This is a genomic window from uncultured Henriciella sp., assembly GCF_964005855.1.
In the GTDB taxonomy this organism is placed as follows: Bacteria; Pseudomonadota; Alphaproteobacteria; order Caulobacterales; family Hyphomonadaceae; genus Henriciella.
On sequence record NZ_CAXFSW010000003.1, the window covers coordinates 45,798 to 60,331 of the forward strand.

Sequence of the window (14,534 nt, forward strand, 5' to 3'; positions counted from 1 at the left end):
TGCCGGGCTGATACAGTCCTCAGACCCGGGACGCCAGCCCACCCGTATGAGTGAGGGCACGGCCTTCCAGTTCAAGCTCCATCAGGCAGGCGGCGCACTGGCGGGCGCTACAGCCACTTGCGCGAGCAATTTCTGCGATTGGAAGTGGCGTCGGAGAAAGCGCTTCAAGGATCCGCGCAGGAAGGCCGGTATCTTCCACATCCGGGCGGTCAGGTGGGTCGAGTGGCAGGACAGGATGAAAGCCGGTACTGGATACACCGATCTGACTGGAAATCGCCTCCAGCACGTCTTCGCCATGACGAATCAGTGTCGCGCCCTCGCGCAGCAGCCTGTTGGTGCCGGCGGCGCGGCGGTCGAGCGGCGAGCCTGGCACAGCCATGACCTCTCGTCCCTGCTCGCCGGCCATGCGGGCGGAAATGAGCGACCCCGACCTTTCTGCCGCTTCCACGATGACAGTGCCGACAGACAGGCCGGTAATGATCCGGTTGCGCCGGGGAAAGTCCTGCGCGGTCGCGCGGCGGCCCAGAGGACGCTCGGAGACGATGAGCCCGCGTTCGCGGATGGCGGCATAGAGGTCTCCATGCTGCGGCGGATAGACCTGATCGGCGCCACCGGCGAGAACCGCAATCGTTCCGGTATCGAGACTGGCGGCATGCGCCTCGCCATCAATGCCGCGGGCAAGACCGGAGGCAATCACAAGGCCGGCCTCGCCAAGCGCGCTGGCGAGCTCTCGCGCCATCCGCCGCCCTGCCGCAGACGCGTCGCGTGCACCTACTATCGCGACAGCGGAGCGCTGAAAGAGGGCGGCGTCGCCGAAAACCGTCAGGACAGGGGGTGGCGGCGAGAGCTCGCCCAGGGCGGCCGGGTAGGCGTCATCTTCGGCATAGAGAAGCCTTCCGCCAGCTTCATGTGTCGCCTCCAGCTCGCGTCTTGCTGCATCCATGTCAGGGCGGATCGAGGGCACGCCTCTCAGCGCCGCCTCGGGCGACCCAAACCGGGCAAGTAGCTGGAAAAATGTAACGGGACCAACCTGCGGGGCACGGGCGAGGGCCAGCCAGGCGAGGCGCGCGGCGTCCCCGAAGGCGCTACTCATCCGGCGTCTTTCTTCTGTCCGAAGCGCGGTTCGGTACCTTTCAGAAGGCGGACAAGGTTTGCCCGGTGCGTCCAGAAGACAAGGACGCTCAACGCTGCGAGGACGCCCACGGCAAACGGCGTCTCACCGAGAAAACAGGCGCCGATGGGCACGAGCAGGGCTGCGGTCAGGGCGGCGAGTGACGAGATGCGCGAGAGGAAAAAGACAGCAAGCCAGATCGGCGCAGCGACCAGGAAGCCTTTCCAGGAGGCAAACAGAAGAAGGCCGGCATAGGTCGCGACGCCCTTGCCGCCCTTGAAACGCAGCCAGACGGGATAGCAATGGCCGAGAAAGGCAAAGACCCCAGCGATCAGACCGACATTGCGGTCTCCAAAGAGGAGCGCGAAGCCGAGAATGGCAAGGCCGGCCTTGAAACTGTCCAGAAGCAGGGTAGCGAGGGCCAGATCCTTGCGGCCGGTGCGAAGGACATTTGTCGCGCCGATATTACCAGAGCCGATCTGGCGGATATCGCCGAGCCCGGCAGCCCGCGTGATGAACAGGCCGAAGGGGATGGAGCCCAGCAGATAGCCGCCGAGCGCTGCGATGATAAAGGGGAACCCGTCCATATGTCTCGTCCCGGTTGAAGCCTTGAGGCGGACGGGTCTTGTGTGCGCGTCTTGCGGCGAGGTCAAGGCGGGCGGACGGACCATACGGGTTCTCGTGCGAGCAATCTTAACCATCGCTTTGCCTATATGGACTAGCGCTGATCCCGTCATGGCAGGCCAGAGCGACCCCCTTGAGGATGTGCCCGCGCGGGAGAAAATTCTCCAGGCGACGCTCGATCTTGTCCCGGACTGGGGCGCTGACCGTATCACGCATCGCCTCGTTTCTTCGCAGGCCGGCGTCTCGCCCGGCACCATCACCTATCATTTCGACACGATAGACGCGCTGCTCGCGGACGCATTTCGCCTCTATATGGCAGACTATGAAGCCGGTCTGGACGGGGCGCTGACCGCGCGCCCGCTGTCTTCAGAGCGTGACGTCGTGCAGTTTCTGATGATGTTGATTGCGACCGATCCGGACCGTGCGGAGCTTGCGCGGATCGAATATGCGATGATCGCCTATGCGCAGCGCGACGAGCTCCTCCAGCGTGAAGTCAGCGACTGGGCAGGACTGTTACCGGTAAGGTTGGTGCGCACGCTCGAGCGGCTTGGCCATCCTACGCCGCAGGACGCTGTCGACCTGCTGGTGCGTTACTGCCGCGGTGTGGAGTTCGATATTCTGGCCCGGGGTAAGAGCGTTGACCTTGTCGCGCTGGAAGCCCGCCTCCTGGCGCTGCTTGCACGTTGATGCCTTAGCGTTGAAAGACCGTTTCACCGCCAACAAGCGTGTGCATCACACGGCCGACCATGCGCCGCCCGTCGAATGGGGAATTCACTGAGCGGGAGAGAAGGTTCTCACGTTCGCAGAACCAGGGCTTTTCCGGATCGAACAGGATGAGGTCCGCCGGCAGGCCCGCCGCGAGACGACCCTGCGGGACGCCGATAAGACTTGCGGGCGCGGCGGTCACTGACCGCAAGGCGTCAAGCAGGCCAAGCCGCTCATCCTGCACCAGCGCGAGCAGGGCAGAGAGCACGGTCTCAAGGCCTGCCGCTCCAAACGCAGCTTCTCCGAATGGCAGGCGCTTTTCTTCTGGGGGTTGAGGGTCATGCGCGGAAACGACGGCGTCGATCTCACCTGCGGCCAGACCTTCGATCAGGGCCTGGCGGTCTTCCTCGCTCCGGAAAGGCGGGTTCACCTTGCAGTAGGTGAGATAGTCGCCGACATCGGTCTCATTGAAAAACAGATGGTGGGCGGCGACGCTGACATAGACCTCGACGCCGCGCTCGCGCGCGTCGCGGATCATGTCGAGGCTGCGCCCCGTCGAGACCTGATCGACCAGAAGACGGCAGCCCGTGGCCTCTGCCAGGAGAAGGTCGCGGGCAAGGCCGATCCATTCTGCTTCGCGTGGCAGGCCGGTAAGGCCCATACGGGCGGCACGGGCGCCGGAATTCATCACACCGCGTGCCGATAGCGCATGGGTGTCGGCGCGGCTTGCCACCATGACGTCGCAGCTGGCCGCGTAGGCCATTGTGCGGCGTAGAACAGAGGTGTCGGCGACCGGCCAGTCGCCATTGGTGAAGAAGACGGCGCCCGAGCCCTGCATGAGGCCGATCTCTGACATTGCCTCGCCCTTGAGGCCCATGGTCAGTGCCGCAGCGGGATAGACACGCGTCTTCGACGTTTCGCGGCCACGATTGGCGATGAACTGGACAAGGGCGACATCGTCGATGACTGGATTGGTATCGGGCATGACCACCATTGTGGTGACCCCGCCTGAGACAGCGGCGCGGGAGGCTGTCTCAAGTGTCTCACGTTGCTCGGCGCCGGGCTCCCCCGTCTTGACGCGAAGGTCGATGAGGCCCGGCGCGAGGCAAAGTCCCTGAGCGTCGATCGTCGTTTCGGCCGCCCCCGAAACATCGCCGATGGTGGCGATCTCGCCATTCTCAATGAGAAGGCTGCCTGGCTCATCAAGGCCCGCAGCCGGGCAGAGCAGGCGGGCATTGGTGATCAGCGTGCGGCTCATACGCGCCTCCCGGCGAGGAGTTTGAGGACCGCCTCGCGCACGGCAACGCCCATCTCGACCTGCTGGGTGATGACCGAATGTTCGCCGTCCGCGATGGCGCTCTCGATCTCGATGCCGCGATTCATCGGGCCGGGATGCATCACGGTGACATCGGGGGCGGCGCGGGAAAGGCGTTCCTTGGTGAGACCGAAATTACGGAAGTATTCGCGCTGGCTCGGAAGGTAGCCGCCATTCATACGCTCCATCTGGAGGCGCAGCATCATGACAACATCGGCGCCCTCAATGGCTTCATCGAAGTGATGGGTCGTGCGCGCCGCGCCCCAATGTTCCGTGCCCGATGGCAGAAGTGTTGCGGGCCCGCAGAGTGTGACCTCTGCTCCAAGCAGATGCAGCGCCAGCGTGGTCGACCGGGCAACACGCGAATGCAGGATGTCGCCGCATATGGTGACTTTCAGCCCTTCGATCCGTCCCTTGGCCCGCCTTATGGTCAGCGTGTCGAGCAGGCCCTGTGTCGGATGCTGGTGGGTGCCGTCCCCGGCATTAATGACGGCGCAGTCCACCTTGCGCGAGAGGAGCTTCACCCCGCCCGACGCAGAATGGCGGATGACGATGGCGTCAGGCGCCATCGCATTCAGCGTCATGGCCGTATCGATCAGCGTTTCGCCCTTCTTCACGCTTGATTGCGCGACCGGCATGGCAATGACGTCGGCGCCAAGGCGTCTCGCGGCGATCTCGAAGCTGGACATGGTCCGGGTCGAATTCTCGAAGAAGAGATTGATCACCGTCATGTTCTTAAGATGAGGCTCAGGCCGCTTGCCGGCACGCGTCGCTTCAGCGAATTCCTCTGAGAGGTCGAGAATGTGTTCGATGTCGAGCCGGGACAGGTCCTCAATGCTCAACAGGTGCTCGTGACTGAACTTGTAGCTATAGCCCGGAATGGACATGCGCTGCCTCTCGATTTTCGGCGGTTTAGGCACGATTCCAGTGGCGGGCAAGTGCTAGAACAGCCCAAGACTGAGACAGGCGAACCAGATGAGCGGCATCGTTACCATGGAAAGCACGGTCTGCATGGCGATGAGATTGGCCGCGAGCGGTGCGTCTCCGCCAAGCTGACGCGCCAGGATATAGGAGCTGGTCGCGGTCGGCACCGAGGCGCTGATCACGGCAATCGCAAGCGGAATGCCGGTAACGCCGAGCAGAAGCGCCCCGGCAATCGCGATCAAGGGTAGCCCGACAAGCCGTACCATAGACCAGGTGACTGTCTTTACCCCCGCCCCGCCAAGCGCGGCGATATCCATCCCAGCCCCGGCTGCGAGAAGGCCAAGCGCAATCGTGCCCTGACCCAGAAGATCTATGGTGAGCTCGAGCAGTTCCGGAATGGCGATGTCGAATGCAGCAAGCGCGCCGCCGATGAGGCAGGCGATGATGAGCGGATTGCGGGCAAGCTCTGTAACCGGGTTCCGTTTTGGCAGCCCATCTCGCTCTGCGTGAGCGGTGAGGGCGGTGACGCTCAATATGTTGGCGGTGGGGATCATGGCCGCAGCCGCGATAGAGACAAGCGCAAGACCTTCTTCACCAAAGAGGGCGCTACCGATGGAGAGGGCCACGAAAGTGTTCCAGCGGACATTGGACTGGATGATCGTACCGATTTCGGGGCGCCGGATGCCTGGCCAGACGCGGGCCAGAATTCCGACGGCGCCAAGCAGGCATTGCGCACCGATCAGGACGGCCATGAGCGCCCATGGCGCCTCTTCAAAAGGGGCATTGGCAAGCGCGCGGATGATGAGAGCCGGTAAGAGAACGACATAGGCCAGCCGCTCGACTGCGCGCCAGCCATCGTCCGGGAGAGTTTTTCGCCAGCCAAGAAAGCGGCCCAGCGCCGTGATCAGGATGACCGGGACGAGGGCGGCCAGAAAGGCGCTCATGAGGCGTTGGCCAGGCGGTCGATGGCTGTCTGCAGGATGATCGCGGCCGCTGAGGCGTCGATCAGCTCTGCGCGGCGTGCGCGCGACAGGTCGCCCGCGATCATGGCCCGCTCAGCCTCCGAGCTGGAGAGGCGCTCATCCTGAAAGGCGATGGGAATGTCGCGCCGGGCGATGATGTTGCGGGCCAGCGCCCGTGCGGACTGCGCCCGCGGACCTTCGCTGCCATCCATGTTCAGAGGCAGGCCAATCACGAGACCCACGGTGTGCCGCTGGTCCATAATCTCGAACAGGCGGTCCAGCGAGGGGGCGAGCTTGCGGCCCTTCCGTATCGTTTCCACCGGTGAGGCGATCAGACGGCCTGCGTCGCACGCGGCAATCCCGAGCGTCTTCGAGCCGGGGTCTATACCGACAAGCGGCCCGGACGGGGGAAGATCGAAGAGATCGGTGATTGCCATGGAATGTGCGGTGCCCCCGTCTCTTGAATTTGACCTGCCTAGCGCGTATCGCACGCTTCTGTCGATTGGAGAGAGCGCTCATGAGTGTCACGAAGGAAGACGTCCGCAAGGTTGCCCGCCTCTCACGCATCGCCGTGAGCGAAGACCGGCTTGAGCCGCTGGCAAATGAGCTGTCGGCAATCATGGGCTGGATTGAGCAGCTCAATGAGGTCGATGTAGAGGGCGTCGAGCCGATGACGTCCGTTGTCGAGGCCACACTGCCGATGCGCGACGATGTCGTGACCGATGGCAATATCCAGGACCAGGTCCTGGCGAATGCGCCAAAGAGCGAAGACGGCTTCTTCGTTGTTCCCAAGGCTGTGGAATAGGCAAAAAGAACCCCCGCAGAGCCATAGGCTTCTGCGGGGGTGGATAAGGCGGGATTTCAGGCGACTAGCCTATGGATTCGCCATCTTGCACTCGTGCGTCTTCATTCCACCTGTAGATCGCTTTGATCCGGCAAAGATCTGACGTATCGCCCACGCTGCTAAACCGGTTCTGGGACGCATAGAATTGATCGTGAGTGGTAATGCACCGTCCGCTTGAGAATGCGTTGTTCAGGGAAAGCGTTTGGGCTCCATCAAGCTCACCGCAAGGTTCCTCGGTCTCTACGAGGTAATCCTTGGCGCCTCGTTCCAGGATGATAGTGCTTTCGGTGCCCTCGCGAAAATCATCGACCTGATCGCGAAAGCAGATGCGGTCGACCTTCTCTCCGAGACGGACGTCGTTGAGGTAATCAGCGGGTCCCAAAGTTGGCGCTTCAGCGATCGCTGCGGCTCCAAAGTAGAACGTGGCAGAGGACGCTGCACCGATCATCGCAAATAGTTTCATGAGAAACTCCTTCTTGTGTAGAGCTGCAAAAACTAGGACCCAATCAAAAGCTAAGTCGTTTGAGCTTTTCAATGATAAGCTTTTTTTGGGTCTGACTTATGAACTGGCTTCCGAAGCTTCTAAGGCGTCTTCGTTCCATTCATAGATGGATCCGATCCGGCAATGACTGCTACGAGACTCCGAAGGAATAAATGTAGAGTAAGTAAAGGGCGCTTCCGCCACAAGCAAATTGCTCGCCTTGATGCATCGGGAATTTCTCTGCTCCGAATGAACGTAGAGATTTCTGGCGGTGGAAAGATTGCCGCATTTCTTGACCGTTTCCACAAGGAAGTCCTCGCCGGCGGTTTCGATGATAACCGTCCGATCTGTCATGTCGCGGAAGTTGAAGCCTTTGGCATTGATACAAAGTTGATCGACCTGTTCGCCAAGACGGCCGTCTTGAAGTGCACTGACTTGTGTGCCCGCGTCATCGGCATGCGAGGGAAGTGCTAGGAGAGTTAATCCAGCGGCGCTTGCAAGTGTGGCAGCGAAGGTATTTGGAGACATGGCAACTTCCTTGGCTAAGGGATAGTTTTGCAACTGAAGCTAGAATGTATCGCCATTACCGGTTGCGGTCAAACGACTGCAAGCCACAATATTGGTCTGGCTTCCATGTGGAGCTTTTGGCGCGGGATTAAAAACGCCCGCACTCGACGACTGCGATCCAGGCTTTCTGGACATTTTCGGCCGGCAAACCTTGGGGGCAGTCTGGACTCGCGCCGTTATCTTTCTTCGGCTGTCGCGTCCTGATCAGAAGCATCTTCGCTCCATCTATAGATTGCTTTAATAGGGCAACGGATTGGCGGAATGTCCATCCGGTCGGGGCCAAACAGGCTGTCATAGGCGTAGATGCTGTCGCCCTTGCTGATACAGCTTGAGCCCGGAAACGTATCGAAAGACATCGACAGAGCGTTACGCAGATCCTGGCAGTTTCCCATGGTCTCGATCAGGTAGTGATCATTGACGCCGCGCTCGACCACGACGCTCCGCCGCGTCGTCATTTGAAAGTCATCGACAGCGGATGCAAAGCAAATCCGGTCAACCTGTTCGCCGAGACGCGCATCGGTCCGCCAATTCTCAGCCTCCGCCTCTGAATCCTGTTGCGGGGATGTCGTGCAGGCTGCTGCGGCCATCAAGGCCAGCGCGGGAAGGGCGGTCAGGATGTGGGAACGTTTCATCATTTTCCTCCTGTTGATTTACAACCCGAGCGGGAGACTATGCGTGATATTACACGTATTTAGCTCACACGCGCAAAATTTCATGTGCGGCCTTTCAGTAGACGGGGCTTGAAACCTCGAGCCGGGCCAGCATACGAAGGCGCAAACCTCTGTATGTGGATCATTGCCAGATGACTGACCTCCCGAAACTCACCCTTGCTGCAGCCCTCGACGGGCTGTCTTCCAAGGCCTTCTCCTCGCGTGAACTGACCGAGGCCTTCATCCAGGAGATCGAAGCGTCGAACGACACGCTGAATGCCTATGTCGTGAAGACACCGGAAAAGGCGCTGGAAATGGCAGATGCCGCCGATGCGAAGATCGCGGCAGGTGAGGCGCGGGCGCTCGAAGGCGCGCCGATTGGCGTGAAGGACCTGTATTGTACGAAGGGCGTGCGCACGACAGCGTGCTCGAATATCCTGGGCGAGTTTACCCCGACCTATGAATCGACCGTGACCCAGCAGCTCTGGGACCGCGGCGCGGTGATGCTCGGCAAGCTCAACATGGATGAGTTCGCCATGGGCTCCTCCAACGAAACATCGCGTTTCGGGCCGCCTGCCAACCCATGGCGGCGATCGGGCTCCAACCAGACGCTGACCCCCGGCGGGTCGTCGGGTGGGTCTGCAACAGCCGTGTCGGCCAATCTCTGCCTCGCCGCGACGGCGTCCGACACCGGCGGCTCTATCCGTCAGCCAGCGAGCTTTACAGGCACGGTGGGCATCAAACCGACCTATGGGCGCGCCAGCCGCTATGGCATGGTCGCCTTTGCCTCTTCGCTGGATCAGGCCGGCCCCATCGCCAAGACGGTTGAGGACAGTGCCATCCTTCTGGAAGCGATGTGCGGCCATGATGCCAAGGATTCCACCTCCCTGCCGGAGCCGGTGCCGAACTGGCGTGACGCGGTCCATCGCGGCGTGCAGGGCATGAAGATCGGTATCCCCAAAGAATACCGCGTGGATGATATGCCCGAAGAGATCGAGGCGCTGTGGACGCAGGGCATCGACTGGCTGAAAGAGCAGGGCGCCGAGATCGTGGATGTCTCCCTGCCGCACACCAAATATGCGCTGCCGGCCTATTATATCGTGGCGCCGGCTGAAGCCTCCTCGAACCTCGCGCGCTATGACGGGATGCGCTATGGCGCACGCGTTCAGGGTGACAACCTCATCAAGACCTATGAAGGTACGCGGTCCGAAGGTTTCGGGGCAGAGGTCCAGCGCCGCCTGATGATTGGCACCTATGTGCTCTCATCGGGCTATTATGATGCCTATTATCTGCGCGCGCAGAAGGTGCGAAAGAAAATCCTCAATGATTTCATTGAGGCATACGAGAAATGTGACGCGCTCCTGACCCCGACCTGTCCGTCGGCGGCTTTTGTCTATGGGGAGAAGGCCGACCCGGTGCAGATGTACCTCAATGACATCTTCACCGTGACCGCAAACCTCGCCGGACTGCCGAGTATTTCGGTGCCCGCCGCGCTCGACAGTCAGGGTCTGCCGCTTGGCCTTCAGGTGATCGGCAAGGCGCTGGATGAGACAACCTGTTTCCGCGTCGCAGGCGCGCTGGAAGAAGCTGCGGGCTTTGTCGCAAAGCCGGAGAAGTGGTGGTAGGCTTCAGCCTATGTCGACCCGGGGCCACCGCAACACACTCGAAAAGCTGATCAGTTCGGTTTTCGGTGCGAGGGTGTTCCGCTTCCGTGCTGTACGCTGGCCAATTGCTGTCTTTCTCGGTGGTCTTGCCGTTTATTCGGTGACCTCTGGAATGGCGCTCGATGGACAGGACAAAAGCATCGCGATCCCGGCGCTCCTGTTCCTTTTTGCGTTGTTTCTCATTCTGCTTCCGCTTCTGCCGCTGGCAGATGAATGGGACGAGAAGAACCATAAGGAATAACGCATCTGTATGCGTGACGGCGCGCGCCTTGCGGTGCTAGTTTGCTGCCATGTCGAGAAAAACCCGCACCGTCCTTTATGCAGCTCTGGCCTTTATCCTCATGCTGCTGCTCATCCTGTCGATGGCCTGGTACAATGGGGTGAACCCGTTCCATCCGCGCACGCGGATGTACTGGCTGGCAGCTGTTGTCGCGGCGCTCTACATCTCGCTTCGTGGCGCGATATTCGTTGAGCGGCTCCAGTATCGCCGCGAACGCAAGGCTGACGACACAGAAGCGCCAAGCCGGCTCAGTGCCAATATCAAGGACCGTATGGCGGCCCGCAAGGCCCGGGTGGCTGCCGCCCAGAAGAAGGCCGGCCAGGACAAAACGAGCTAGGTGCTGCAAGCGCCGCATGCGCGCCTATGGCAAGGCCTTGCGAGCTATGCTTAAACGCGCGCTGACAAGAGAATTGAATCGGGATTTTTGAGCATGTCCGAGCGGCCGACTTACACGCTGAAAGGCGACACCGGAGACTGGGAACTTGTCATGGGCTTAGAAGTCCATGCGCAGGTCGCCTCGCAGGCGAAGCTTTTTTCCGGCGCGTCGACTGAGTTTGGCGCCGATCCCAACTGCAATGTCTCGCTGGTGGACGCCGCCATGCCCGGCATGCTGCCGGTAATCAACCGCAAATGCGTCGAGCAGGCGGTGCGCACGGGGCTTGGCCTCAAGGCGAAGATCAACAAATATTCCCGCTTCGACCGCAAGAATTATTTCTATCCGGACCTGCCGCAGGGCTATCAGATCAGCCAGTTCGACCACCCCATCGTCGGTGAGGGTGAGATCGAGGTCGATGTCGAACCGGCTCATGGCGACCCGGCCTATTCCTTCCCTGTACGGATAGAACGCCTTCACCTTGAACAGGATGCGGGCAAGTCGATTCACGACATGGACCCGACCGCGACCTATGTGGACCTTAACCGGTCCGGCGTCGCGCTGATGGAGATCGTGTCCAAGCCGGACGTCAGAACGCCTTTGGAAGCAGCAGCTTACGTGAAGAAGCTCAAATCCATTGTGGTCGCGCTTGGCACCTGCGACGGTGACATGGAGAAGGGTAATCTGCGTGCAGACGTAAACGTCTCGGTCTGCAAGCCTGGCGCCTATGAGAAGTTCCGTGAGACGGGCGACTTCAGCCATCTCGGCACGCGCTGCGAGATCAAGAACATGAACTCGTTCCGCTTCATTCAGGCGGCCATCGAATATGAGGCGCGCCGCCAGATCGAGATCATCGAGAGCGGTGGCAAGGTCGATCAGGAAACGCGCCTGTTCGACCCGAACAAGGGCGAGACGCGGTCCATGCGCTCCAAGGAAGACGCGCACGATTATCGCTATTTCCCCGACCCGGACCTGCTGCCGCTGGAGATTGACGACCTCTTCATCGACAATATCCGTGAAAGCCTGCCGGAGCTCCCGGACGAGAAACGCCAGCGCTTCGAGAGCGAATATGGGCTCTCACGCTATGATGCCGGTGTTCTGACGGCTGACAGTGAGCGCGCCGAATTCTTTGAGGCTGTTGCAAAGGGTCGCGATGCAAAGCTCGCCGCCAACTGGGTCAGTCAGGAGCTGTTCGGCTATCTCAACCGCGAGGATCTGGAGCTGGCCGACAGCCCGGTCTCAGCCAAGCAGCTGGGCGAGCTGGTCGATCTCATTTCCAATGACACCATCTCGGGCAAGATCGCCAAGGACGTGTTCGCGCGCATGATCGACGGCGAAGGCGACCCGGGTGACATTGTCGAGAAGCACGGCCTCAAACAGGTCACCGATACCGGCGCCATCGAAGCCATTGTCGATGAGATCATCGCCGCCAATCCAGAGCAGGCAGAGTCCGTGAAGGAAAAGCCGAAAGCGATGGGCTGGTTTGTCGGACAGGTGATGAAAGCCTCTGGTGGCAAGGCTAACCCGCAGGCGGTGAATGAGATCCTGAAGCAGAAGCTGGGCCTCTAGGTCTCGCCGATATTCGGAATTTTCGTCATCCCGGGCGACTGAAATGAGACCCGGGACACCGATGATTAGTTTCGCCTGCACCCGCGCCCTCCTATCGGGGTTTAAAGATAGGCCGCAATCTTCTCCGCCAGCGCCTGAAGCTCTTCAGTGTCTGCGGGTTTGCCGCTGGCATGGGGGCGGGCGCTCTGGCCTTCCATGACGGGCAGGATGTGGAAGTGGAGGTGATACACGGTCTGCCCGGCCGGGGCGCCGTTGAACTGCACAATCCGAAGCCCATCGGGTTTTAGCGCCTTCTCCACGGCTTTCGCGACGGTCTGGACCCGCTCCATATAGGGCCCGATCTTCTTGGGTTTGAGCTCCAGAAAATTGCGCGCCTTTACATCCTTCGGGATGACCAGCGTGTGGCCCTCGGCCTGCGGAAAGATGTCCATGAAGGCGAGGGCGACGTCGTCCTCAAAGACCTTCACGCAGGGCATTTCCCCGCGTAGCATTTTTGCGAAGATGTTATCGGTATCGTAGTCGCCGTGCAGGGCCATGTCTCGCTCTCTCGTCTTAGCCGTCCTTCTTGAACGGCGTTCTTTCTTTCAGGAAATCAGCTTCTTTTTCAACCATCTGGCGTTCCCGGCCAAGGTATTCCTCAACGGCCTGCGCCAGGCCCTCATGCGCGATCCAGTGCGCGGAATAGGTGGTGGAAGGCACATAGCCGCGCGCGAGTTTGTGGCCGCCCTGCGCGCCGGCCTCTACCGTCTTTAGGTCATGGGCGATGGCAAAATCGATGGCCTGATAGTAGCAGGTCTCGAAGTGAAGCATGGGGCGGGGGGACGTCGTGCCCCAATAGCGCCCGAGAAGCCGGTCGCCGCCGATCATGTTGAGTGCGCCTGCGATCGGATGGCCATCCTCTTCGGCGAAAACGAGCAGAATATCGTCTGCTATACGCTCACCCAGCAGCGAAAAGGTCTCACGGTTGAGATAGGGAGAGCCCCATTTTCGCGCGCCGGTGTCCATATAGAATTCGTAGAAGACGTCCCAGTGGTCTTCGGTGATATCGGCGCCGGTAATGTGGCGAAAGACGAGACCGTCCTGGGCTTTCTGCCGTTCCTTGCGGAGATTCTTGCGCTTTGATGAAGAAAGCGCGGCCAGGAAATCATCAAAGCTCTCATAGCCCTCATTGTGCCAGTGAAACTGCTGGTCCGTGCGGATGAGAAGGCCTGCCGCCTCGAGCCGAAGCGCCTCTTCGGGTGGCAGGAAATTGATATGGAGCGAGGAAATATCATTGTCGGCCGCAATCTTTACGGCCGCGCCGAGCAGGGCGTCGCCAATGCGCTGGGCGTCCGGCCCCGGCTTGACGAGGCGGCGTCGGCCGGTGACGGGCGTGAACGGCACCGCCGAGAGAAGTTTGGGGTAGTAATGCCCGCCCGCGCGCTCATAGGCATCGGCCCAGCTATGGTCGAAGACAAACTCACCCTGCGAGTGGGATTTCAGATAGAGCGGCATGGCCCCGACAAGGCCGCGGCCGATCTCCTCGACAAGGATGTGGTGGGGCGCCCAGCCTGTCTCTGGCGCTGCGGCGCCGCTTTCCTCCAGTGCCTGAAGAAACTGCCAGCTCAGAAAAGGGTCATAGGGTTCGCCCGGTGGATTGGCGACCGCATTCCAGTCCTCGGCCCCGATCTCGCTGAGGCTCCGGATCAGTCTGATTTCGAGGCGCGCTTCATCCATAGAGTGGAATCTAGCTCATGCCTCCGGCCTGACAAAGGCTGGATCGAAGCCTTCGAAGATCTGGGCGATGGGCAGCGATTTCAGCTCCTGCGCCCGGTCCGCCGTATCTATCGTCCAGACCGCCAGTGGCAGGCCGTAATCGGTAGCTGTCGTCGTCGCCTCCGCAGCGTCGGACCAGTGGGCGGCGATGAAATCCGGCATGAGCGCAGCAGACGTGCTGACCAGCGCCTGCAGGGTAATGTCCTGCGACATGCGGCTCGGCAGGATGAGGGCGCCCTTCATGATGCCGGCAGGTACGGCAGAAACGGCCCGGCGGCTGAAGCTCATCAGCGCAGCCGGCCCGTCATAGGCGGCGACGCGTTCCGATACGATATTGGTAAAGCCTTCAGCATCGGTTTCCCCATCGATCTTCAGCTCGATCAGAAGCGGGGTGTCGGATGTCCAGGCCTCCAGGACCTGATCCAGTGTGACGAATGTGCCGTTACCCTTGAGGTTCAGCTTTGTCAGCTCTTCGGCCGAATGATTGGAGACGAAACCGGTCGTGTCAGTCATCCGGTCAAGGATGGCGTCGTGAAAGACGACCGGTGTGCCACAGGCAGCCGGACGCACATCGATCTCGCACCCGATCCCACCGCCACCAGCGGCCAGGATCGCCTCCAGGCTGTTTTCCGGATAGGTTTCGTTCGACCACAGTCCGCGATGGGCATAGTGGTAGGCTAGCAGATTGAATCTTTCGGCCAAAACAGTCC

18 protein-coding genes are annotated in these 14,534 nt (G+C 60.8%); 6 read left to right on the forward strand and 12 right to left on the reverse strand.

Going from position 1 to position 14,534, the window contains the following annotated elements; all coding sequences use genetic code 11:
- Positions 1-19 precede the first annotated feature (19 nt).
- Positions 20-1,093 (reverse strand): DNA-processing protein DprA, encoded by a 1,074-nt coding sequence (dprA, locus tag ABNU55_RS06190; protein ID WP_290751161.1) that lies wholly within the window; start codon positions 1,091-1,093, stop codon positions 20-22.
- Positions 1,090-1,698, reverse strand: a complete 609-nt coding sequence (gene plsY, locus ABNU55_RS06195) for a glycerol-3-phosphate 1-O-acyltransferase PlsY (protein WP_290751158.1) — start codon at positions 1,696-1,698, stop codon at positions 1,090-1,092. The genes dprA and plsY overlap by 4 nt, the downstream gene beginning before the upstream one ends.
- Positions 1,699-1,846: 148 nt before the next feature.
- Between plsY and ABNU55_RS06200 the strand changes: the two genes are divergently transcribed.
- Positions 1,847-2,422, forward strand: a complete 576-nt coding sequence (locus tag ABNU55_RS06200) for a TetR family transcriptional regulator (RefSeq protein WP_290751156.1) — start codon at positions 1,847-1,849, stop codon at positions 2,420-2,422.
- Positions 2,423-2,426: 4 nt separating this feature from the next.
- Here ABNU55_RS06200 and pyrC read toward each other — a convergent pair whose 3' ends face one another.
- From pyrC to ruvX, 4 genes are read right to left on the reverse strand one after another with little or no spacing between them, the layout of a single operon-like run.
- A complete protein-coding gene (gene pyrC, locus ABNU55_RS06205; protein WP_290751154.1) occupies positions 2,427-3,698 on the reverse strand; it encodes a dihydroorotase in 1,272 nt (423 codons plus the stop codon).
- Positions 3,695-4,642, reverse strand: coding sequence for an aspartate carbamoyltransferase catalytic subunit (locus ABNU55_RS06210; RefSeq protein WP_290751152.1), 948 nt, complete (start codon positions 4,640-4,642; stop codon positions 3,695-3,697). Before ABNU55_RS06210 ends, pyrC begins: the two co-directional genes overlap by 4 nt.
- A 54-nt stretch (positions 4,643-4,696) precedes the next feature.
- A complete protein-coding gene (locus ABNU55_RS06215; protein ID WP_290751150.1) occupies positions 4,697-5,623 on the reverse strand; it encodes an AEC family transporter in 927 nt (308 codons plus the stop codon).
- Positions 5,620-6,078, reverse strand: coding sequence for a Holliday junction resolvase RuvX (gene ruvX, locus ABNU55_RS06220; protein WP_290751147.1), 459 nt, complete (start codon positions 6,076-6,078; stop codon positions 5,620-5,622). Before ruvX ends, ABNU55_RS06215 begins: the two co-directional genes overlap by 4 nt.
- Before the next feature lie 80 nt (positions 6,079-6,158).
- On the opposite strand from ruvX, the gene gatC reads away from it, so the two are divergent.
- Positions 6,159-6,446, forward strand: coding sequence for an Asp-tRNA(Asn)/Glu-tRNA(Gln) amidotransferase subunit GatC (gene gatC, locus ABNU55_RS06225; protein WP_290751145.1), 288 nt, complete (start codon positions 6,159-6,161; stop codon positions 6,444-6,446).
- A 64-nt stretch (positions 6,447-6,510) separates the two neighbouring features.
- Here gatC and ABNU55_RS06230 read toward each other — a convergent pair whose 3' ends face one another.
- The 3 genes from ABNU55_RS06230 to ABNU55_RS06240 all read right to left on the reverse strand — a co-directional run bounded on the left by ABNU55_RS06230 (position 6,511) and on the right by ABNU55_RS06240 (position 8,165).
- Complete coding sequence (locus ABNU55_RS06230; protein WP_290751143.1) at positions 6,511-6,948, reverse strand: DUF6491 family protein; 438 nt, start codon at positions 6,946-6,948, stop codon at positions 6,511-6,513.
- Between the two features lie 96 nt (positions 6,949-7,044).
- The gene (locus tag ABNU55_RS06235; RefSeq protein WP_290751141.1) at positions 7,045-7,494 is read right to left on the reverse strand and encodes a DUF6491 family protein; all 450 of its coding nucleotides are present in this window, start codon (positions 7,492-7,494) and stop codon (positions 7,045-7,047) included.
- Between the two features lie 215 nt (positions 7,495-7,709).
- Positions 7,710-8,165, reverse strand: a complete 456-nt coding sequence (locus ABNU55_RS06240; protein WP_290751138.1) for a DUF6491 family protein — start codon at positions 8,163-8,165, stop codon at positions 7,710-7,712.
- 170 nt (positions 8,166-8,335) lie between these two features.
- Here ABNU55_RS06240 and gatA point away from each other — a divergent pair, with 170 nt between their 5' ends.
- From gatA to gatB, 4 genes are all read left to right on the forward strand, one after another.
- The gene (gene gatA / locus ABNU55_RS06245) at positions 8,336-9,808 is read left to right on the forward strand and encodes an Asp-tRNA(Asn)/Glu-tRNA(Gln) amidotransferase subunit GatA (protein WP_290751136.1); all 1,473 of its coding nucleotides are present in this window, start codon (positions 8,336-8,338) and stop codon (positions 9,806-9,808) included.
- Positions 9,809-9,818: 10 nt separating this feature from the next.
- The gene (locus ABNU55_RS06250) at positions 9,819-10,088 is read left to right on the forward strand and encodes a hypothetical protein (RefSeq protein ID WP_290751134.1); all 270 of its coding nucleotides are present in this window, start codon (positions 9,819-9,821) and stop codon (positions 10,086-10,088) included.
- A 49-nt stretch (positions 10,089-10,137) separates the two neighbouring features.
- Positions 10,138-10,464, forward strand: a complete 327-nt coding sequence (locus tag ABNU55_RS06255; RefSeq protein ID WP_290751132.1) for a hypothetical protein — start codon at positions 10,138-10,140, stop codon at positions 10,462-10,464.
- Between the two features lie 93 nt (positions 10,465-10,557).
- Positions 10,558-12,069 carry an Asp-tRNA(Asn)/Glu-tRNA(Gln) amidotransferase subunit GatB gene (gene gatB / locus ABNU55_RS06260; RefSeq protein WP_290751130.1) on the forward strand — a complete coding sequence of 504 codons (1,512 nt, stop codon included), beginning with the start codon at positions 10,558-10,560 and terminating at the stop codon, positions 12,067-12,069.
- A gap of 101 nt (positions 12,070-12,170) precedes the next feature.
- On the opposite strand, the gene ABNU55_RS06265 is transcribed toward gatB, so the two are convergent.
- The 3 genes from ABNU55_RS06265 to ABNU55_RS06275 are packed head-to-tail and all read right to left on the reverse strand — an operon-like array spanning position 12,171 to position 14,526.
- On the reverse strand, positions 12,171-12,605 hold the full coding sequence (locus ABNU55_RS06265; protein WP_290751127.1) for an HIT family protein: 435 nt from the start codon (positions 12,603-12,605) through the stop codon (positions 12,171-12,173).
- A gap of 16 nt (positions 12,606-12,621) precedes the next feature.
- The gene (locus tag ABNU55_RS06270; protein WP_290751125.1) at positions 12,622-13,785 is read right to left on the reverse strand and encodes a GNAT family N-acetyltransferase; all 1,164 of its coding nucleotides are present in this window, start codon (positions 13,783-13,785) and stop codon (positions 12,622-12,624) included.
- Between the two features lie 15 nt (positions 13,786-13,800).
- On the reverse strand, positions 13,801-14,526 hold the full coding sequence (locus tag ABNU55_RS06275) for a glycerophosphodiester phosphodiesterase family protein (protein ID WP_290751122.1): 726 nt from the start codon (positions 14,524-14,526) through the stop codon (positions 13,801-13,803).
- Between the last annotated feature and the right edge of the window lie 8 nt (positions 14,527-14,534).